We start from the raw sequence: 21,445 nt of genomic DNA on the forward strand, positions 1-21,445 counted from the left end.
ACTGCACGGCCCGCCACTCACTCCACTGCACGGCCCGCCACTCACTCCACTGCACGGCCCGCCACTCACTCCACTGCACGGCCCGCCACTCACTCCACTGCACGGCCCGCCGTGGTCGCCCCGTCGCGCCGAAGCCGCGACCGGTCACAACGCGGGCAGCCGGGTCGATCATTCCCGGCGCCGGAGAGCCCTGGTCGGCCGACCCGGCCGTCGGCGAGTCGCCGCCGCGCCGCCCGCCGACCACCGAGCGAGGTCCGCAGGTCGACGCCCCGCCCCGTACTGCGGCCCGGACGTCCACGCGGGACGCCCACGACGCAGGCGAGGCCCGGCAGACAGACCCTCGTCCACAGGGGACGGCGACCATCCCGCCCACCACGGCGCCCCGACGGACGCCACGCCGCTGCCTGCCGACTCGGCGGGGACGTCCCGCCACGCACCGCAGGCCCCGGGAGCCGCGAGGGTCGCCGTCGTCGCGGTCGGGGCCGGACAACGTGTGATCCGCCGCACGCGGATCACCGGCGGCAGGCGCCTGCGCCTGCATTCTTCGCGCCTCCCCGCACCGATCGGCGCGGCGAAGAAGGGCAGGCGAGGGGCCTGGCGCGTTCGGCACCATGCCGGGTCCGCTCACTCGCGGTAGGGGGTGGCGGCCTGCCGACCCGACCCGATTGTGCGGGGTGAGCTGCCTCTATCGTGACCTGCCGTGACCGAAGTCGAGCCGCCGCCGTCGCGAGCCCCGATCCCCGGTGGCTCGACGGAATCCGAGGCGACCCCGCGGGACACGACGAGCCCCACCGGCGCGCATCGCGACGGCAGGCCGGGGTCCGGCCGCACAGCAGACGAGCGTCCTCGGAACGGCGCGGCGACGGACGGGCCGAGCACGGGCCCGGCGGACCCCGGATCGACGAGGGCGGGCCTGCCGAGCGAGCGGCAGGCCGAGACCTCGGACGTCGATCCCGCCGGTCGACTCCAGCTCTTCGCCTACCTCGGTGCACGTGACTATCGACGTACCTATCTGGCGATCATGCGGCTGTTCGCGGGCACCCTGCTCGCCGACCTGTCCGCAGGCGAGGTCGCAGGCGCCCTGGCCGGTGTGGAGCGGGCGGGCCTGATCGACCCCGGCGAGCATCACGTGGACACCGTGATCTCGCGCCTCCGTCAGCTCGTGGAGTGGGGGAATCTCGTGCACGGCAGGCGGGAGACCGTCGCCGCGAGCATCGCGGAGTTCCAACACGGCAGCGTCCGATACCAGGTGAGCAAGCTCGCGGTCCGGGTGCAGCGGGACGTCGACGAGCTGCTCGCCGTCCCGGAGGGCGCCCGCGAGGTCTCCCGCGAGCTGCTGCCCGCGATCGAACGGGGGCTGCGCGGTCTGGGTGCCACCCTGAGCGAGGCGCTGACCGCCGAGCACGGCGACGCCGGATCGCGACGCCTGCTGAGCAGGCGCGAGCTGCTCGCCGAGCAGGTGACCACGCTGTTCCTCCAGCATGCCGAGCTGGCGGCCACCGTCCGCGACTTCTATGCCTACCTCGGGCAGGTGGTCACCCGCCATCAGCTCGACTCCGAGGAGCTGTCGGGCTTCCGCGACCTGCTCGTCGACTACATCCAGATGGTCGTGGAGGACGTGCTCCGGCACACCCCGAACATCGGCGGGCTGCTGGCCAGGCTGGCCCGCTCGCGCGGCGAGCTGCTGCGGCTGCTCGGACCGACCGAGGGCTGGGACGCCGGGCTGGAGCGGTCCAGGGGCCGGTCGGCCTCGGACTGGCGGGAGCTGACCGACTGGTTCGTCGACCGCGCCGGTCGGCCGAGCCAGGTGACGGCATTGCGGGAGGCCACGGCCCGCGCGATCGGCACGCTGCTGGCGGGCGTCAAGCGAGCCACTGCGGGCGCGGGCACGCTGCCCGGCAGGCGAGCCGAGCTGCTCCGGCTGGCCTCCTGGTTCGACGCGAGCGACCGCGAGCAGTCGGCGCGGCTCTACGCGGCGGCGTTCGGCCTGTACTCCGCGCGCAATCTGCTCCCGCCGCCGGAGCACGACGGCGACGACGAGCACACCGCCTGGCGAGACGGCCCGGTGATCGACGTCTCGGTCAGCGTCCGATCCCGTGCGGACCGAGGCGCCCGAGGCCGCACCTCGCGGGTCGTGTTCGATCCGATCACCGAGCAGACCCTGCTCGCTCAGGCCCGCCAGGACGCGCGAGCGCATCAGGCAGCGGTGGACGAACTGGCCGCCGCCGCACCGAACCTGGCCGACGCGACGCTCTCGCCGCAGGCGCTGCGGGTGGTCTGCGATCTGCTGACGCTCGCGATGGCGAGCCGGGACAGCAGACAGGACGCGAGTTCGGTGGCCGATCCGGTGCACGGACTGCGGTTGACCGTGACACCGCAGCCGGGGCGACACACCACGCTGACCGGCACGAGCGGCAGGCTGACCCTGCACGACACGATCGTCACGCTGGCCGCAGGCGAGGACGGGAGTCGAGACGCGGCAGGCCGAGCGGGTACCGGCGGGCGGCCGCGATCGGCGCGACCCGTCTCGACGGTCGGCGCACCGACCAGGCCGGCCGTCCCGTCGGCGGCGCAGGCTGCGGCAGGGGTCAGCGAGGCGGGGGCTGACGAAGCAGCGGTCGACAAAGCAGCGTTCGACAAAGCAGGGCACCACCCGGCAGCCGCCGACGAGCCGAGTCCTGCGGCGGCCGGGCTCGACAGTGCGGCACCCGGCGAGACGACCCCGGCCGAGTCCTCGGCGGCTCCCGCGACGGCCGCCCCGGAGCAGGCGCACCCCGCAGCCGAGCGGCCGACCGCAGCGACGACGGCCGTCGAGTACCGCTCCACGGTCGACGGCCCCCACCCGCCGAGTTCCGCGACGGACCGGCCGACCAGCGAGGCACAGCGATGAGCGGGCGCGCGACGCGGAGTCGGGGCAGCGGCGCGGCCGGGCTCGCCCTGCTGGACGGACTGTCCGACATCGACGCCGCCGACGTCGCCCGGTGCGCCAGAGTGCTGCTGCGCAGGCCCCTGCTGCGGGCGAGCGGCCCGGACGGCGACCTGCTGCCGCTGATCCACCGGCATCGGACGCTGCTGGTGGATCTGTTCACGACGCTGCTGGGGTACCGACTGGTGGTGGAGCGCCGCTTCGCCCGGCTCTACAAGACCGGGCCCGGCCAGGACGCGACGCGGGACGAACCCACGCTCTCGCCGCGAGGCCATGCCTACGTCGCGCTCGCGCTGGCCTGTCTCACGGGCGCGGGACGGCAGGTCCTGCTGTCGCGACTGGTCAACGATCTCCGAGGGGCGGCGGCCGAGGCGGGCATCAAGGTGACCGACGACATCGCTGATCGTCGCGCGCTGACCGCCGCCCTACGGCTGCTGCTGAGTCTCGGCGTGATCAGCGAGACGGAGGGCACCGTCGCGCCCTGGCAGCAGGACGGGCCCGCCGAGGCATTGATCACCATCGACACCGATCTGCTCGGGCTGCTGGTCAGCGGGCCGCTCGGCGAGGCGGAGACCCCGGCCGACCTGATCCGGCTGGCGGCCCGTCCCGGCGCGCGCGGCGTGGAGCACTCGGTGCGGCGCAGGCTGGTCGAGGACCCGGTGGTGCTGCACTCGGAGCTGTCCGATGAGGAGTCCGCCTGGCTGCGCCGCAACCAACGGCGCGAGTCGCTGCTGCTGGACCGCGGCTTCGGGCTGCTCAGCGAGATCCGGCTGGAGGGCGTGGCCGTCACCGACCCCGAGGAGTACCTCACCGACGTGGCATTTCCCGGTGCGAGCACGGTGTCGCGCATCGCGCTGCTGGCGCTGCCGGTGCTGACGGACCTGCACGAGGCATGCGCCGACGGGAGCCGTCCGGTGACGACGGCGGAGGTGCGCCAGGCCTGCGACGAGCTGGTCACGGCGTTCCCCGCCGCCTGGTCGCGGGGCGCGACGGAGGATCTCGACGGCCTGACCACCGAGGTTTTGCGCCTGTTGATCAGGCTGCGGCTGGCCCGCCGGGACGAGGACGATCCGGCGGGCTGGCTGCTCTCCCCCGCCGCGCACCGTTGGCTGCCGCAGCCGGACGACGCGCCGGGGCGCCCGACCGAGGCACCTGAACCGAGTCCGGCCCCGCAGGCCGACTGGTCCCTGTTCGACGAGACGGAAGGTCTGATGTGAGCGAGTCCGGTCGGTGGCGGCTGCATCGCGGCGGCATCGTCAACATCTGGCAGTACGCCGAGCAGACCTTCGATCTCTCCGGCGGCCGGGCCATCTTCCAAGGCACCAACGGGTCGGGGAAGTCCCGCACGCTGGAGCTGCTGCTTCCGCTGTGCCTGGACGGGGATCTGCGGCAGCTCGGCTCCAAGGGCTTCGACACGGTGAGCATCCGCAGGCTGATGCTCGACGACTACACCGGTGGTCCGAACCGGATCGGCTACGCCTGGGTCGAGCTGGCCAGGACCGCACCCGCCGGGCCCGAGAAGGACCCAGCGGACCAGGACGGCGCCGCCCCGGACGCACTCGAGTATCTGACCTGCGGAATCGGGGTCAAGGCCTCCAAGACCTCCCAGCAGATCACCGACTCGTGGCGCTTCATCACCACGCGGCGGATCGGCGTCGATCTACGGCTGGTCGGCGTCGACGAAGTGCCGTTGAGCGCGGCCGGGCTGCGCGACGTGCTCGGGCCGGACTGCGTGCTCGACGAGAGCACCTTCCGGGCCAGGGTGGCGGAGCTGGTCTATCGACTTCCTGCCGCCCGCTATGGCGACCTCCTGCATCTGCAGCGGACGCTGCGCAACCCGGACGTGGGCCTGAAGGTGTTGGAGGGCCAGCTCGAACAGATCCTCTCCGACGCGCTCCCGCCGTTGGACACGACGCTGGTCGAGTCGCTGGCGGGCTCGTTCGACGACCTGGAGGCGATTCGGGAGAACATCATCGGCCTGAGCACCGCCGACCGAGCGCTGAGCACCTTCGTGGCGGGCTACTCGGGGTACGCGGCGGGTTCGCTGCGCAAGCTTGGCAGGCAGATGAGCGCCGCCGCCGAGGAGCTGGCCGCGCTGCGCGCCGAGCTGGCCGACCTGGAACGGCGCGGTGACAAGGCCTTCGCCGAACGCGAGGCGGCGGCGGGCACGGTACGGCGGCTGGAGACCGAGGAGAGCGAGCTGGAGGTGCGCATCGACGGCATGAAGTCGATGCCTGCCTATCAGGGACTCCGGGATCTGGAGGACCGCGAGGCGTTGGTGGCGGCGGGCCGGGCCTCCGCGCAGACGGCGTTGGAGACGGCGGGCAGGCAACGCGGCCAGGAGGATCGCGCCGTCGACGCCGTCCTCGGCGTGCTGCGACGGCTGCATCAGGACGCCTCGGCGGCCCGGGAACTGGCCGACGCCGCAGCCGCGCGACTGGCGGCGGCGGGGCTGGATCCGAGCCTGTGTCCGACCGTGCCGCCCGCCCCGAGCGTCGACGTCGAGGTGCGGCACGAGCCGGTGCTGGCCAAGCCCGACCCCGGTTCGGAGCCGCTGCCGGTGGAGCGCAGGCACCTGCCCGCGTTGTCCCCGGAGATGCTGACCGACCAGCTCCAGGCGGCGGCAGGTGTCGCAGAGCGGGCGACGGCGGAGACCCGTCGGCGGGTGGCGTTGATCTCCAGCCTGCATCAGCAGGCCGCCGAGGCGGACCGGGCCGGTGTCGCCCTGGCCCAGTCCCATCGGGACGTGCGGGCGGCGCAGGTCGCGGCCACCGAGGCCGCCGGGCGCCGTCATGAGGCCGATCAACGGCTCGGCGACGCCGCCGAACGCTGGCGGGACCGGGCCAGGGCGTGGTTCGAGTCGGCGTCGCACGCGCCTGCGGGCGAGCGGTTCGATGCACTGCACACCGTGCCGGAGCTGCCCTCGACGGCCGACCTGCAACGGGATCTCGCCGCGCCGCGTGCCGTGCGCGACGCCGCCCGTGCCTGGTGCGCGCCTGGCGTCGCCTCGGCCGCTGCGCGGACGGCGGCGGCGCGGGGCGAGCTGTCCAGGGTGCGCGGGGCGATCGAGCAGCGGGACCGAGAGCTGGCGGGCACGCGGTCCGGTGAGCGGCACCGCCCGCCGACGGCGGGCTGGGTCGAGCACGACCAGGATGCGACGCGGGGCGCCCCGTTCTACCGACTGGTGGACTTCCGGCCCGAGGTCGAGCCTGCGGACCAGGCAGGGCTCGAGGCGGCCTTGACCGCATCGGGTCTGCTCACGGCGTGGGTCGACGCCGCGGGCGCCGCCCGCCTGCCCGCCTCGGCCGAGCTGCTGGCGGTCTCCGACGGAACCACGCTCCCGCCCGGCCGGACCCTGGCGGAGCTGCTGATCCCGGCCGACGACGGCGATTCGCCCGTGGCGGCCGAGGTGGTCGAGGCGCTGCTGCGGACGGTGAGCGTCGACACGCCTGGTTCGGGTGCGGAGCCGTCGACGAGCCTCACCGTCTCGACCTCGGGCCGCTGGTCGGCGGGGGTGCTGCGGGGCGCCTGGCACAAGGACGCCGCCGAGTACGTCGGCGCGGGCGCCCGCAAGGCCGCGCGGATGCGGCGGATCGTCGAGCTGGAGGACGAGCTGGACAGCCTGCGCGGTGAACAGGCCGCCGCAGAGCGGGCCCTCACCGAGGCGGTCGACGCCGAGGCCGAGCTGGTGGCGCGGGTGGAGTCCTTCCCGGACGACGGGGAGTTGATCGCGGCGCACGCCTCGGCGAGCAGCGCGCGGGGCGTCGCAGACGAGGCTGCGACCCGAGCCGAGTCGCTGCGGGCCCGCCATCGGCTCACGGAGCAGCGCGAACAGGCGGTGGCGGCGGAGCTGGCCAGGGCGGGCGCCTCGGCGGGGCTGTCCTCGGACAGCGCCGAGCTGGCCGCCGCCCGGCAGGCCGCCGAGCAGGCCAGGGAGACCATCGAGCGGCTCGCCGAGTCGCTCAGCCAGCGGGCGGTGCGCACCGTGGCGGACCTGGCCGAGGGCCTGCGTCATCTGCACGCCGCCGAACAGGATCGTGTCGAGGCGGAACGACAGGCCGAGCAGGCCTGTTCCTCCCATGCCGAGCAAGCCGCGGCACTGGCGGAGCTGACCGACGCGGTCGGCCGCGAGGCAGGCGAGGTGGCGGACCTGCTGGCCGCATTGGAGCAGCGGCGAGTCGACTGCCGCGCGGAGCTGCCCGCCGCCAGGGAGCGGGTCGCCGCGCTGCGGGAGCGGGCCGCGAAGGTCGCGACGCTGACCGAGACCCGGCAGGCGCAGCTCGACGGTCGGGCGGCGCAGGAAGAGCGGGCGACGGCGGCGTTCCGCGAGTCGCTGCGCACCCCCGGCCTGTGGGCTGCTGCGGTGGCCGAGGCCGGGCAGGACGTCCCGCGAACTCCGCCCGCCGACCCGGCCGAGGCGCTGCGGCTGCTCGGCGAAGGCCGGGCGGGCGCGGCCGTCTCGGAGGCGTCGGTGATCGGCAGGCTCCAAGCGCTCCAGGCCGCGCTGGCAGGCACCCACGACATCCAGGCCACCGAGCAGGCAGGCGTGCTGTGCGTGACGGTGAGCAGTGCCGACGGGCCCCGGCCGGTGGCCGAGGCGGCGAGTCGCGTCGCGGAGCAGCTCGGCAGGCAGCGCGGCTTCCTCGGCGAGCGATACCAGACGATCTTCTCCGACTACCTGATCAGGGACCTCGCGGAGCGCCTGCGGGGTCAGATCGCGGTGGCCGAGGACCTGTGCCGACGGATGAACGACGTGCTGGATCGGGCCCGATCGAGTCAAGGGGTGCACGTCCAGCTGGAGTGGCGCCCGTCCGCCGCGCTGGACGAGCCGACGAGGCAGGCCCTGGAACTCGTCCGCACGCCCTTCGCCGACCGCGACGGCGGGCAGGACGAGGCGCTGCGGCGAGCGTTGACCGAGCGGATTGAGGCCGAGCGCGACACCAGGACCGGCGGCTATGCGGAGATCCTCACCAGGGCCTTGGACTATCGAGGCTGGCACGCCTTCACCGTGCGGGTCCGCGACGACGGACCGGACGGCAGGCCCCGGGTGCGCAGGCTGCGTCAGCTGTCCTCCGGCGAGACCCGGCTGGTGTCCTACGTGACGTTGTTCGCGGCGGCGGCCTCGTTCTACGACGCGGTCGGGGCGGCGGGCACCGAGGAGACGACGGTGGAGCCGCTGCGGCTGGTACTGCTGGACGAGGCCTTCGAACGGCTGGACGATCCGACCATCGCCCGGATGCTGGGGCTGCTGGTCGACGTCGACATGGACTGGCTGATCACCTGGCCGAGCGGCTGGGGGGTGTCTCCGAAGATTCCCCGGATGCACATCTACGACGTGCTGCGGCCGAAGAGCGGCGGCGGACTGGCCTGCACGCACACCACCTGGGACGGCCGAGACCTGACCGGACAGGACAGATGATCACGCTGAGTACGCCTCCAATCGCGAAAGGTCAACCATTCGCTTGAGAATCACGCGAATGTAGGAAACGTTTAGCGACGTACGGCAAGCTGACCCTCGGCACGGTGGTGATGGGGGTCTCCGCCGCGTCGTCGGACCCGGTGGGTGACGACATTGTCGTCGGGTCTACCGCCGGGGGCGGGCAGGCAGGCCGAGCACGGGGCCCGTTTCGCGACCCGCGTCGCGTCGCCGCCGCCCGCTCCCGAGAGCGGTGTGATCACCTCGTCGACCACGGGACGAACCGGTCACCGCGTGCGCATTCGGATGAGGCAGCCGTGATCGGGCGAGTGCCTCGCCGGGCTGCTGCCCCGAACCGCTGTCCGATCGAGCCGTCCTGCCTGCCCGTCCCGGGCACACCAGGCAGGCCGACCGGCCGACTTCACCGCCCGGAGACCGCCGGTCCCGTGCTCGGCGGCCCGAACACGCCATCCGAGTCCGGGGCGTGGAGCAAGTCTGCCGCGCACCCTTCGCCGAACAGCCGGCCCGCCCGCTCGACGCCCCCGGGAGCCGCCCGGCGTGTCGGCCGCCCCGCTCGGCGTGTCGGACAGCCCCGTAGGCGCGTCGGCCCCGTGGCGCGCTCGGGCGGTCCGCAGGCCGAGCCGAGCCGAGCATCCCCCCGGACGGGGACCGACGTCGCGCCGCGTCCACGCGGGCGGACTACGCTCTCCCCTCGATGAGCACGGGCGAGGGCAAGCGACGGGACGACACTCCGGCAGAGTCTGCGGAGGGTCCTTCACCTGCGAAGACCAGCCGGAAGGCAGGCAGGCGGGAGACCGTTCGCCGGGTCAGGAGACTGATCTTGTTGATCACCATTCCGGTGGCGTTGCTGTGGGCCGTGGACACGGCGGGCGGCCTGCGCGAGCGGGAGACGCCGCCGACGGACACGGCTCAGGAGGAGGTGAGCGAGCCGCTCACGACCCCGGCCGACGTTCCCGGCGCGCCGGAGGCACGTTCGGCGCGTCCTGGCGCGTCGCCGGGCGTCTCGGCACCCCCTCCCGAGGTGGGTTTCGCTCGCGAGACGGAGGTGTGGAGCGCGGATCGGACGCTGACGGTCGTCCCCGGCGAGGGCCGGGTGTACGGCGACGGCCCGCTGCGCCGCTATCTCGTGGAGGTGGAGGACGGACTGCCCGGCTATCCGAGGGCGTTCGCCGAGGACGTCGAGCGCACCCTGGGCGACGAACGGAGCTGGAGCAACGAGGGCGCCATGTCCTTCCAACGGGTCGATGCCGAACCGGTCGACTTCCGCGTGACGCTGGCCTCTCCGGAGTTCACCGACGAGCTGTGCGCGCCGCTGAGTACGAACGGCGAGGTCTCCTGCTTCAACGGCACCCGATCGGTGATCAATCAGAACCGCTGGGTCAGCGGTGTTCCGCACTTCGACGGCGATCTGGAGAGCTACCGGATCTACGTGATCAATCACGAGGTCGGGCACGCCCTGGGCTTCGGACACGTCAACTGCCCCGCCCCCGGTGCCCTCGCCCCGGTGATGCAGCAGCAGACCTACGGCCTGCAGGGCTGCGAGCGCAACGGCTGGCCGTTCCCGTGAGAACCGGGCCCTAGCCGGGCCGGTTGATCGACGAGCCTGCGGTCGCCTGAGTGATCAGCGCTCGCGGACGACTGATCGGGTCGCGGTAACGTCACGGCATGGCGCAGCGAGTCGTCGACACGATCACGGCCTACTGGGCTCTCGGGGACAGCCGATCCGCGGTCGACGGCGGCACGGTGGTCTCCCATCCGGGGATCGCGCCCCACCCACTGGGCGACTTCCTCCAGCTCTCGGCCGAGACCGGCGCCGATCGGCTGCCCGAGGTGCTGGCGGCCGCCGAACGCCGGACCGGCCGGGTCTGTTCGACGGTTCGGCTGCACCCCGCCGGGCGGCTCGACGTCGAGCCTCGGCTGATCATCGAGGGCTGGCAGGGAGACTCGGAACTCCAACTCGTGTGCGACGGACCGCTCACCGTTCCCGACGGCGCCGCGTCTGAGGTCGACGTCCCCGGCCTCGAGGTCCGACCACTGCGCGAGGCCGACTGGCCTGCCGTGGCCCGGCTGTTCCGGCTCGACCACGAGGAAGAGGACCGGGCGGCGGGCGTGCAGACGCGCCCCCACGAGGTGACGGACGCCGCCGTCGGGCTGCGGCGGGAGCTGAGCCGCCACGCGGACTTCCAGGTGGCCGCCGCAGGCGAGACGGTCGTCGGTTTCGTGGTCTCCGCGGCGGGGGAAGGCGGTCTCGGGATCGTCGAGGACGTCTTCGTCCGATCCGACCACCGCCGCCAGGGCATCGCGACCGCCCTGATCGTCGCGGCCGTGGCACAGGCCAGGCGACGAGGCGCACGCGAGCTGCTGATCGCCGCCGATCCGGACGACCATCCCAAACACCTCTACGCCAGGCTGGGATTCCGCCCGACCCTCGTGACCTGGTCCTACAGTCGGCCTGCACCACAGACCGAGTCCTGACCGACCGGGAGGTGCCTCGGCGGGGCGTCCGGTCCGCGTCGACCAGGGCAGCACCGACACAGCACGATCGGCGGCGAAGCCGACGGACGACGTCCGGCCGGTCCGCCTGCGCCCAGCGCAGGCCCGTCGCTCCTGCTCAGGTCGAGCGACCAGGACCCGAGCGATCGCCAAACCGGGCCTGCGCCAGCGTCGAGATCGCTCCGAAGGCGCTCACCCGCCAGGCCGAGCCCCTGCGACGCACGTCACCGCCGCCCCCGGCGGAGAGGGGTTCTGAGAGAACCTCCCGCCCGGGGCGGCGCGATGGTTCCGTGGTGAAGGCGTCCCACGTCCGCTGCGGCGCTCGAGCCGCCTGCGGCCCGACCCCGCCGGACGAGCACGGACGCGCCTTGTCGCACCCCCGAACATCACGAAGGACTTCGATGACCCTCGTACCCGCCTACACCGCCGTCTCGGCCACCGACCCGCTCACGCCCGGGATGATCTCCCGCCGGGAGGTCGGTCCTCGGGACGTGCTGATCGAGATCGCCTGGGCAGGCGTGTGTCACTCCGACATCCACACCGTCCGGGGCGACTGGGGCGACGTGCCCTACCCGCTCACCGTCGGGCACGAGATCGCCGGGACCGTCACCCAGGTCGGCGCCGAGGTCACCCGCCACCAGATCGGCGACCGCGTCGGCGTCGGCTGCATGGTCGAATCGTGCCGAGAATGCACGAACTGCCTGGCAGGCCAGGAGCAGTACTGCCTCGCCGGGTTCACCGACACCTATAACGGCACCGAACCCGACGGCTCCATCACCCAGGGCGGTTACTCCTCGCACATCGTCGTCGACGAGCACTTCACGCTGCGCATCCCCGAGGCGATCCCGTTCGAGAAGGCCGCCCCGCTGCTGTGCGCGGGGATCACCACCTACTCGCCGCTGCGACGCTGGAACGCGGGCCCCGGCAAGAAGGTCGCCGTCGTCGGCCTCGGCGGCCTCGGACACATGGCCGTCCAGCTCGCCCATGCCCTCGGCGCCGAGGTCACCGTCCTCTCGCAGAGCCTCCGCAAGAAGGACGACGGTCTGCGCCTCGGCGCGGACCACTATCACGCGACCAGCGACCCGGCGACGTTCGAGGAGCTGGCGAACACCTTCGACCTGATCGTGAACACCGTCAGCGCCCCGCTGAATCTGGACGCCTATCTGGGACTGCTCACGCTGCACGGCACGCTCGTGAACGTCGGCGCCCCGCCGGAGCCGGTCCCGGTGACCCTGTTCACGCTCTTCGAGAACCAGCGGTCCTTCGCCGGGTCGAAGATCGGCGGGATCGCCGAGACCCAGGAGATGCTCGACTTCTGCGCCGAGCACGGCATCGCCCCGGAGGTCGAGATCATTCGCGCCGACCAGATCAACACCGCCTGGGAGCGCGTCCTGGCCTCGGACGTCCGCTACCGATTCGTCATCGACATCTCCACCCTGGCCTCCTGAGCAGGCCGGGATCGCCGGGGCGGCGGCGTCAGACGAGAGCGTGGCTGCTCTTTCGCGCGCCCCGGCGGGCTCGGACGTCGCAGACGACAGCGTCGGCGTCGAGCAGCGGCGGGGGTCGATCCGACCGCTCTCCGCTGCTCGTGGCCGCTCTACCATCGGATTCATGAGCACCAGGGACGAGGTTCGGGAGTTCGTCGTCTCCCGTCGCGCGAACGTCACCCCCGAGCAGGCAGGCATTCCCGACTTCGGCGGCGGGCGGCGCGTGCCCGGCCTGCGGCGTGAAGAGGTCGCGATGCTGGCAGGCGTCAGCCTGGACTACTACACGAGGCTGGAACGCGGAGACATCCGGCGGGCCTCGGACAGCGTGCTCAACGCGATCGCCCGCGCCTTGCAGCTCGACGAGGCCGAACGGGAGTACCTGTTCGATCTCGCCCGCGCTGCGCCGTCGGCAGCCGCAGTCCGCACCCGGCCCGTCGTCCGGTCGGTGCGGACGTCGGTGCAGCGTGTGCTGGACAACCTGACGGTCCCCGCGATCGTGCACAACGCGAGTCAGGACCTCATCGCGGCCAACCTCCCCGGCCGGGCGCTCTATGCACCGCATTTCGACACCGAGGGCGTGCCGAACATCGCTCGGTTCATCTTCCTCGACCCCCGCGCTCGGGACTACTACCTCTACTGGCCGCAGGCCCGCCGGACGGCGGCGGCGGTGATGCGGCTGGAAGCAGGCCGCGATCCGCTGAACAGGGACCTGACCGCGCTCATCGGCGAGCTGTCCGCCCGCAGCCCGCACTTCCGGCAGGATTGGGCAGGCCACGACGTGCACTCGCATCGCACGGGCGTCAAGTCGTTCCGCCATCCGGAGGTCGGCCTGATCGAGGTCGCCTTCGACGTGTTCGAGCAGGTGGGCGAGTCGGGTCTGCAGATCGTCACCTACAGTGCCCCGCCCGGCAGCGACTCCGCAGACAAGTTCGCCCGCTTGACGGCCTGGGCCGCGACCCGCCTGCCCGAGGCACACCGTCGGGCGAAGTCCGCGACGGCGCAGGACGATGAGGAGGCGATGCCGCCGAGGGCCGGGAACGACTGATCGACAGACCCACGTCGCAGCCGTCCGGCCCACACACCGTGCGTCGCAGGCCGACCCCGGACACGCCCCCGACCCGGGCGCGTCCCGAGGGGATGGAAGCCCGTCCTGCCGAACCGTGCCGAAGGAGCCTGCGTGGGCTCGCGACGGCAGCGCGTCACACCGTGACGACCGGCGGCCTGCATCGCGAGGCGCCGCACCGGGCGCCGCACTCGCCGACTGGGCGAGGCAGCCTGCCCGTGATGACGCTCCGCCTGCACCGGACCTCGCGGCGGGCACGTCGACGGACATGGTGGGCGCAGCAGGATTCGAACCTGCGACCGCTCGGGTGTAAACCGAGTGCTCTCCCGCTGAGCTATGCGCCCGATCGTGTCGGGAAGCCTACCCGGCTCCCCGACACGGTCGAGTCAGGCCGCCAGTTCGGCGATCGCCTTCTTCCAGGCCGACTGGTCGCGCGCCTCGCCTGCCCCGTTGCGCTCGGCGAAGCGGATGACACCCTGCTTGTCGATCAGGAAGGTGCCGCGATTCGCGAACCCGGCTGCCTCGTTGAACACGCCGTAGGTCTGCGCGACGGCACCGTGCGGCCAGAAGTCGGACAGCAGCGGGAAGGTGTATCCCTCCTGGCCCGCCCACTTCTTCAGGCTGAACGTCGTGTCGACCGACACGCCGAGCACGGTCACGTCGGCACCCTGGTAGTCGGCGAGCTCGTCGCGAACCTGGCACAGCTCACCGGTGCAGGTCCCGCTGAAGGCGAAGGGGTAGAAGACGAGCAGCACGTTGCTCTTCCCCTGGAACGACGAGAGCGTCACCGACTGCTTGTCGTAGTCGTTGAGCGTGAAGTCCGGGGCCTGAGTACCGACCTCAAGTGTCATTACCGCGAACCCTTCTGCTGGAAGCTCTGATAGGCGCCGTCCCGACCGCGTCAGCGCAGGCCGGGACAGCGTGTTCGGGAGCTGGTGGGTCAGCGTTTCGACTTGGCCGCCTTCGGCGAGACCAGCCGCGTCGCGGACCAGTCCTCCGCGACGCTGACGCTGGATGTCCGAGACAGTCCGGCTGTCGGCGCGGCCTCGGCGATCTCGCTGGGCTCGACGTAGCCGTCTCTGCCGGTCTTCGGCGTGAAGACCCAGATCACGCCGTTGTCGGCCAGCGGAGAGATCGCGTCGACGAGCGTGTCCACCAGATCACCGTCGTCATCCCGCCACCACAGCAGGACGACGTCCACGACTTCGTCGACTTCCTCGTCGCGCAGCTCACTGCCGCAACGCTCCTGGACCGCTGCACGAAGTTCGTCATCGACGTCCTCGTCCCAGCCGATCTCCTGGACCACCATATCCGGCTCGATCCCGAGCCTGTCGGCGACGCCGACCTTTCCGGCGTCTCCCGCGGCGACCACGGCTTACTCACTCCTCCTACAGTGGAGGTGCCAGGGCCTCGAACGGCCCTCGCACACAGTTGCTCTGTCCGATCTACTGCGACCGATTCCGGCTAGCGAACACCGATCGCACCCCCCAGCGCAACCGCTGGCAGGTGGACACGCCGCAGGAGATCCAATCACCACCGGTCAGGGTACTCGTGCCTGCGAAAAGTTACTGACCGGTACAGATGACGGCACCAGCGGTCCGAGACGACGATGGTGAAGGATGGCAGCGTTGGGCGAAGCCCAGCTTGACGACACCTCGACGTTGGCGAGGAGATCCCTTGGCCCCGCAGAACAACGGCAACGCCGCCGACAACGCCCCGCAGCGGGTGCGTGTGATCCGGGACGGCCTTGCCGCGCACCTTCCGGACATCGACCCGGAGGAGACAGCCGAGTGGCTGGAGAGCTTCGACTCGATCCTGTCCGCCACCGGCAGGCAGCGCGCCCGATACGTGATGCTCCGACTTCTCGAGCGCGCCAGGGAGAGCGGCGTCGGCCTGCCCTCCCTGACCTCCACCGACTACGTCAACTCGATCCCCACCGATGTGGAGCCCTGGTTCCCCGGTGACGAGGAGACCGAACGCCGCTACCGGGCGTGGATCCGCTGGAACGCCGCCATGACCGTGCACCGCGCGCAGCGGCCGGGCATCGGGGTCGGCGGCCACATCTCCACCTACGCCTCGTCCGCGACGCTCTACGAGGTCGGCTTCAACTGGTTCTTCCGAGGCAAGGACCACCCCGGCGGCGGCGACCAGGTCTTCATTCAGGGACACGGCTCCCCCGGCATCTACGCCAGGGCCTTCCTGGAAGGCAGGCTCACCGAGTCGCAGCTCGACGGCTTCCGGCAGGAGTACTCCCACGCGGGACCGGGCGGTGGGCTGCCCTCGTACCCGCACCCCCGGCTGATGCCGCATTTCTGGGAGTTCCCGACGGTGTCGATGGGCCTCGGCCCGATGAACGCCATCTACCAGGCACGGTTCAACCGCTATCTGCACAACCGGGGTATCAAGGACACCTCGGATCAGCACGTGTGGGCGTTCCTCGGCGACGGCGAGATGGACGAGCCGGAGTCACGCGGTCTGATCCACGTCGCCGCGAACGAGGGCCTGGACAACCTCACCTTCGTGATCAACTGCAACCTCCAGCGGCTCGACGGGCCGGTCCGAGGCAACGGGAAGATCATCCAGGAGCTGGAGTCCTACTTCCGGGGCGCGGGCTGGAACGTCATCAAGGTCGTCTGGGGCCGCGAGTGGGACTCGCTGCTGCACGGCGACCGCGACGGCGCGCTGATCAACCTGATGAACACCACGCCGGACGGCGACTACCAGACGTACAAGGCCAACGACGGCGCCTACGTGCGTGAGCACTTCTTCGGCCGCGACCCGCGTACCAAGGAACTGGTCACCGAGTACACCGACCAGCAGATCTGGAACCTCAAGCGCGGCGGCCACGACTACCGCAAGGTCTACGCCGCGTACCAGGCGGCGACCTCGCACCACGGCCAGCCCACGGTGATCCTCGCCAAGACCATCAAGGGCTACGGCCTCGGTCCGACGTTCGCCGGTCGCAACGCCACGCACCAGATGAAGAAGATGACCCTCAACGACCTCAAGCTGTTCCGAGACAGCACGCGGGTGCCGATCACGGACGCGCAGTTGGAGGCCGACCCGTACCTGCCGCCGTACTACCACCCCGGGAACGACGCCCCGGAGATCCAGTACCTGCTGGATCGACGCCGCAGGCTCGGCGGTTTCGTGCCGGAGCGCCGGGTGAAGGCCAAGCCGCTGGTGCTGCCGGGTGACAAGGTCTACGACGTCGTCAAACGCGGCTCCGGCAAGCAGGACGTCGCCACGACGATGGCCTTCGTGCGGCTGATCCGCGACCTGGCCAAGGACCCCGAGATCGGGCCGAGGCTGGTGCCGATCATCCCGGACGAGGCACGCACGTTCGGGATGGACTCGATGTTCCCGACGCAGAAGATCTACAACCCCAGCGGCCAGCTCTACACGTCGGTGGACGCCCAGCTCATGCTCGCCTACAAGGAGAGCGAGCAGGGTCAGATCCTGCACGAGGGCATCAACGAGGGCGGCTCAACCGCCTCGTTCACGGCGGCGGCGACCTCCTACGCCACGCACGGCGAGCACATGATCCCGGTCTACATCTTCTATTCGATGTTCGGGTTCCAGCGCACCGGCGACGGCCTGTGGGCGGCGGCCGACCAGATGGCGCGCGGATTCGTCCTCGGCGCCACGGCGGGCCGGACCACGCTCACCGGCGAGGGCCTCCAGCACAACGACGGACACTCACTGCTGCTGGCGGCGACCAACCCCGCGGTCGTCTCCTACGACCCGGCGTGGTCCTTCGAGGTCGCGCACATCGTCAAAGACGGTCTGCGCCGCATGTACGGGGAGTCCGAGGAGTTCCCGCACGGCGAGGACGTCATGTTCTACCTCACCGTCTACAACGACCCCTACCGGCAGCCTGCCGAGCCCGATGATCTCGACGTCGACGGGCTGCTGCGCGGGCTGTACCGGTACGCGAAGGCTCCTGCGGGCGACGGCCCGACGGCACAGATCCTCGCCTCCGGGGTGTCGATGCCCTGGGCGTTGCGGGCGCAGGAGCTGCTGGCCGAGCACCACGGCGTGCAGGCGGCGGTCTGGTCGGCGACGTCCTGGGCGGAGCTGCGCCGCGAGGCGGTGCGGACCGAGCAGGACAACCTGCTCCGGCCGGGGTCGAGGCGTGAGGTGCCGCACGTGACCCGTGCGTTGGAGGGCACCGGCGGCCCGGTCGTGGCGGTGTCGGACTGGATGCGCGCGGTGCCGGACCTCATCCGGCCGTGGGTGCCCACCGACATGCTCACCCTCGGCACGGACGGCTTCGGCTTCTCGGACACCAGGCCTGCGGCCCGGCGGAAGTTCCTCGTCGACGCGGAGTCGATCGTGGTGGGCACGCTGCTGGCGTTGGCCCGACGCGGCGACATCGACCACTCGGTGGCCGAGCAGGCGGCGCGGACCTACCGGATCGAGGACGTGCAGGCGGCCGGTCCGCAGACCTCCGATCCCGGGGTCTCCTGAGGTCCCATGACCTCGACGGCCTCTCGCCCGGCTTCGGCCGGGGCGGGAGGCCGTCGGCGTGTCGGGGAGTGTGCCGTGGGCCTGGCCGGTCAGGTCTCGGTGTCGGACGGGTCTCGGTGTCGGACGGCGCGGGTCGGCGCCTGAGGCCGGACCGACCGTTGGCAACACCGCCCCTGGCTGCCGGGCCGGGATGTCGAGAAGCGCCGTCTCTTCAACGAGGGCGGAGCACAGCCGCCTCGCAGGCGGCACCTGGTCACCGCGCCCGCCGCGCCCGCCGCGCGAGGGAGAAGGTGGCGATCGTCAGGGCAACGGCGAGCAGCCCTGCCACCAGCGCGAGGTCGAGCCAGCCACCCGACGGCTCCGGCACCACCACCGGACCGGTGGGTGTACGCACCTCCAGCGTGGCGCCGCGCGGCGTGATCGCATAACTCTCCATGGACGGCGTGTCCGGGGCCAGGGTGAACTCCGGCCAATCGGGCTGGTTCAGATTCCGCCTTCGCAGGCCCATGATCGCGGCGATCCGCAGCAGCACGACGACGGCGACCAGCGCGAGCCAGCCCGCCCAGCGTCGCCAGGGGCCTGCCCACAACAGCAGCAGGGTGGCCGTCGCGACGACCAGCGCCAAGGCCGCCGCCACCGCGATCTCACCCCAGTCCAGTGCGAGGAACGTCGTGCCGTCCTGAGCAAGCACACACCGGGTGTCGAGGCTCCGTCCGGTGAGCCCCGGCTGGTCGAAGCCTGCGGCACAGTCGCGCTGCATCAGCACCACATGGGCGGACCAGGCGGCCGCTAGCAGCACCGAGAACAGGACGAGCAGCACGGCGGGGGCCCACCACCAGACGGGCCGGATCGGGCTGCTGCGCCCCGGCGACACGGTCATCGCCTCGGCGTCAGTCTCGATGCGCCGCGGCTGCGGCGCGCGCGGTCGTCGTCACCGCGACGGCGAGCAGCCCGGCGATCAGGGCCGGAATCCACCAGGGCTGCGGCGTGGCCAGGACGTGGTCGCCGCCCGGAGTGTGCAGGGTGTACTCCGCGACAGTGGCCGTGTGGAAGCGATAGGCATAGGCGTCGTCCGGATCACTGTCGAGTGCGGCGGGGGTGGACGAACCAGGGGTGCACGTCTAAGAGCCTGTTTTTGATCCTCCTGGAGTCGTGAGCGGGGATCAGCGTGGCTGAGCTGCAAGGCGAAGGAAGGAGACATAACGGAGTTATGTTGACTGACGACAACGCCGCAGATAGCCGCGCTGGCCCCGCGCAACTCCGAAAGTGGGGATTAAAAACAGGCTCTACGGAGATCAGCTGCAACTCGCGCACGGCCGCGACGGCCCCGGCGACGAGCAGCGCGGGCACGGGCACCAGCGCGGCGCGCACGCCGCCGCCCCGCTGCACGGCACGCAGGGTGAGCAGGGTCGCGACCAAGGCCGCCGCCGCGAGCGTCCCGCCCAGCGCCAGATCCGCCCACGGCAGCCGGAACAACGGGATGCCGTCCTCGATCAGCAGGCACGCGGCGCCGTCGAGCCTGCCGGACAGCCCGGCGTTGCCGAACCCGTCCCCGCAGCCCGTGACGACGGCCAGCGCGTCGAACAGCCACCCGAACGCGGCGCTGCCTGCGGCGGCGACGAGCAGCCAGGCGCAGGCCCGCCACCACGTGGGCCAGCCGAGGCGCGGAGCCGCGCAGGTCATGCCCGGACTCCGAAGCACGGATGCCTGCCGAGGTCGACGACCGATTCGGCGGCTGCGGGCGTCGAGGCGATCCGGTCTCGTCTCATGTCACTGGGACGTTCGCGGGCCGATGACGTTCCCTCGGCTGCGAACAGCCCGCTGCCGCGCCCGCGACACGGGCTTCGCCCGGCCTGGGGGCGGGGTCACGCCGGGACCGCCTCGACCACGGCGCAGTGCCGCAGGCGCAGACCGGCCGAGTGGCCTGCCCGGCGGCGGACGATCTCCGATGCGTCCCGCACCGGCCGACCGAGTCGGGTCCGGCCGCCGCCGGGGGCGATCAGAGCCCGAGGACGAGATGGGCGGTGAGGAAGTAGATGATCAGTCCGGTCGCGTCGACCAGGGTGGTGACCATCGGGGCGGAGACCACGGCGGGGTCGACGCCGATCTTCTTCGCCAGCAACGGCATCCCGCCGCCCACGATGGCGGCCCAAGTGCAGACCGCGATCAGCGACAGCGCCACCACCAGCCCGAGCCGCCACCCGGCGAACAGGGTGCAGACGACCACGCCGATCGTCGCGAGCGCGACGCCCAGCATCAGGCCGACTCGCCCCTCCCGCCAGAGCACCTTCGGCAGGTCACCGAATCGCACGTCGCCGACGGCGAGCGCCCGCACGATCGACGTCGCCGACTGCGAACCGGCGTTGCCGCCCGTGCCGGTGATCAGCGGGATGAACAGCGCCAATGCCGTCACCTCCGCGAGGCTGGCCTCGAAGAACGTCAGGACGTTCACCGTCATGGTCGCCGCCACGATGAGCAGCAGCAGCCAGGGCAGTCGCGACCGGGCCAGGGCGATCACGCTCGCCGCCAGATAGGGCCTGCCGAGCGGGCTGGCCGCGGCCTGACGTTCGACGTCCTCGGTGTCGGCCTCCTCGATGACCTCGATCGCGTCGTCGACGGTGAGCAGACCGACGAGCCGCTGTTCACTGTCGACGATCGGCAGGCCGAGCAGGTCGGCCTCCTGCATGAGCCGTGCGGCGCCCTCGGCCTCATCGGTGGCGGCCACCGAGGGGACCTCGGTGTTCACCAGATCTTCGAGACGTTCCTCGGTTCCGCTGAGCACCAGGGTGCGCAGCGACACCACGCCGAGGAGCCTGCGCCCGGTGTCGATGACGGGAAGCGTGTAGACGGTCTCGGCGTCAGCGCCCCGACGCCGGACCGTCGCCAGCGCCTCCGCGACCGTCTGCCACGGATGCACCCAGACGACCTCCGGAGTCATCACCCGTCCCACCGAGCCCTCGGGATACCCGAGCAGCGCGGCCGTGGTGCGCCGCTCCCCCGGACTCAGCCCGGCCAGGACCCGACGGACCACGGTGGCAGGCGCCTCGGCGAGCATCCGCGCGCGGTCGTCGGGGTCCATCCCCTCGACAAGTTCCCGGAAGGCGTGATCCCGCAGGCCGTCCAACACACACTGCTGATGCACCGGATCGAGTTCCTCGAAGACCTCCAGTGCCCGGTCCTTCTCCAACAGCCGGAAGGGCAGGGCCATCGCGGGCTGGTCGAGGCGGCCGAGTTCGGCGGCGACCTCGTGCGGCGGGCGGTCGCCGAGCCATCGGCGCACCGCACCGAGGTCCTCGGCCTCGACGAGATCGCGCAGCTCGTCCTCCATCAGGGCCACCTCCAGCCGATCGCGGACCGCCGCACAACCTACTCCGCGCATTGGAGTCGTCGTCGGGGCCGAGCCTGCCGGCGCGGGCGGTACTCCGCCGGGCGAAGATCGTCGGGCTAGATCGGTCGATCGTGTTGAGGTCGCTCCCGTGCATCCCCGGGTGGGTCCATCCCGGTCTGCCGGCGCGGCGACCGTCACGCGGCGGCGGGAGCAATGGACAGCTCGAACCACGAGGACGCCG

13 protein-coding genes and 1 tRNA gene are annotated in these 21,445 nt (G+C 71.9%); 8 read left to right on the top strand and 6 right to left on the bottom strand.

Going from position 1 to position 21,445, the window contains the following annotated elements; genetic code table 11:
- Positions 1 to 700: 700 nt before the first annotated feature.
- The 7 genes from UA75_RS26020 (at position 701) to UA75_RS26050 (ending at position 13,388) form a co-directional block, all read left to right on the top strand.
- A complete protein-coding gene (locus UA75_RS26020; protein WP_232251124.1) occupies positions 701 to 2,890 on the top strand; it encodes a DUF2397 domain-containing protein in 2,190 nt (729 codons plus the stop codon).
- Entirely contained in the window at positions 2,887 to 4,143 is a 1,257-nt protein-coding gene (locus UA75_RS26025; RefSeq protein ID WP_075742493.1) for a TIGR02678 family protein, read from the top strand. The genes UA75_RS26020 and UA75_RS26025 overlap by 4 nt, the downstream gene beginning before the upstream one ends.
- Complete coding sequence (locus tag UA75_RS26030; protein ID WP_075742494.1) at positions 4,140 to 8,345, top strand: TIGR02680 family protein; 4,206 nt, start codon at positions 4,140 to 4,142, stop codon at positions 8,343 to 8,345. The genes UA75_RS26025 and UA75_RS26030 overlap by 4 nt, the downstream gene beginning before the upstream one ends.
- A gap of 712 nt (positions 8,346 to 9,057) precedes the next feature.
- Positions 9,058 to 9,930 carry a DUF3152 domain-containing protein gene (locus UA75_RS32200; protein WP_083683628.1) on the top strand — a complete coding sequence of 291 codons (873 nt, stop codon included), beginning with the start codon at positions 9,058 to 9,060 and terminating at the stop codon, positions 9,928 to 9,930.
- Between the two features lie 98 nt (positions 9,931 to 10,028).
- A complete protein-coding gene (locus UA75_RS26040; RefSeq protein WP_075742495.1) occupies positions 10,029 to 10,838 on the top strand; it encodes a GNAT family N-acetyltransferase in 810 nt (269 codons plus the stop codon).
- 419 nt (positions 10,839 to 11,257) lie between these two features.
- Positions 11,258 to 12,304: an NAD(P)-dependent alcohol dehydrogenase gene (locus tag UA75_RS26045; RefSeq protein ID WP_075742496.1), complete on the top strand. Its 1,047-nt coding sequence runs from the start codon at positions 11,258 to 11,260 to the stop codon at positions 12,302 to 12,304.
- 163 nt (positions 12,305 to 12,467) lie between these two features.
- Positions 12,468 to 13,388 (top strand): helix-turn-helix transcriptional regulator, encoded by a 921-nt coding sequence (locus tag UA75_RS26050; protein WP_075744225.1) that lies wholly within the window; start codon positions 12,468 to 12,470, stop codon positions 13,386 to 13,388.
- Between the two features lie 287 nt (positions 13,389 to 13,675).
- Here the strand turns inward: UA75_RS26050 and UA75_RS26055 are convergent.
- From UA75_RS26055 to UA75_RS26065, 3 genes are all read right to left on the bottom strand, one after another.
- Positions 13,676 to 13,750, bottom strand: a tRNA-Val gene (locus UA75_RS26055).
- 42 nt (positions 13,751 to 13,792) lie between these two features.
- Positions 13,793 to 14,257: a peroxiredoxin gene (locus tag UA75_RS26060; protein WP_075742497.1), complete on the bottom strand. Its 465-nt coding sequence runs from the start codon at positions 14,255 to 14,257 to the stop codon at positions 13,793 to 13,795.
- An 89-nt stretch (positions 14,258 to 14,346) separates the two neighbouring features.
- Positions 14,347 to 14,778: a DUF3052 domain-containing protein gene (locus tag UA75_RS26065; protein WP_075742498.1), complete on the bottom strand. Its 432-nt coding sequence runs from the start codon at positions 14,776 to 14,778 to the stop codon at positions 14,347 to 14,349.
- A 305-nt stretch (positions 14,779 to 15,083) separates the two neighbouring features.
- Here UA75_RS26065 and aceE point away from each other — a divergent pair, with 305 nt between their 5' ends.
- Positions 15,084 to 17,876, top strand: coding sequence for a pyruvate dehydrogenase (acetyl-transferring), homodimeric type (gene aceE, locus UA75_RS26070; RefSeq protein ID WP_075742499.1), 2,793 nt, complete (start codon positions 15,084 to 15,086; stop codon positions 17,874 to 17,876).
- A gap of 253 nt (positions 17,877 to 18,129) precedes the next feature.
- Here the strand turns inward: aceE and UA75_RS26075 are convergent, their stop codons facing one another.
- The 3 genes from UA75_RS26075 to mgtE form a co-directional block, all read right to left on the bottom strand.
- Entirely contained in the window at positions 18,130 to 18,756 is a 627-nt protein-coding gene (locus UA75_RS26075) for a hypothetical protein (RefSeq protein WP_075742500.1), read from the bottom strand.
- A 197-nt stretch (positions 18,757 to 18,953) separates the two neighbouring features.
- Positions 18,954 to 19,559, bottom strand: a complete 606-nt coding sequence (locus tag UA75_RS26080; RefSeq protein WP_075742501.1) for a hypothetical protein — start codon at positions 19,557 to 19,559, stop codon at positions 18,954 to 18,956.
- A gap of 316 nt (positions 19,560 to 19,875) precedes the next feature.
- Positions 19,876 to 21,204: a magnesium transporter gene (gene mgtE, locus UA75_RS26085; protein WP_075744226.1), complete on the bottom strand. Its 1,329-nt coding sequence runs from the start codon at positions 21,202 to 21,204 to the stop codon at positions 19,876 to 19,878.
- Positions 21,205 to 21,445 lie beyond the last annotated feature (241 nt).

Origin of the sequence: Actinoalloteichus sp. GBA129-24, from assembly GCF_001941645.1 — a bacterium.
GTDB classification, from domain to species: domain Bacteria; phylum Actinomycetota; class Actinomycetes; order Mycobacteriales; family Pseudonocardiaceae; genus Actinoalloteichus_A; species Actinoalloteichus_A fjordicus.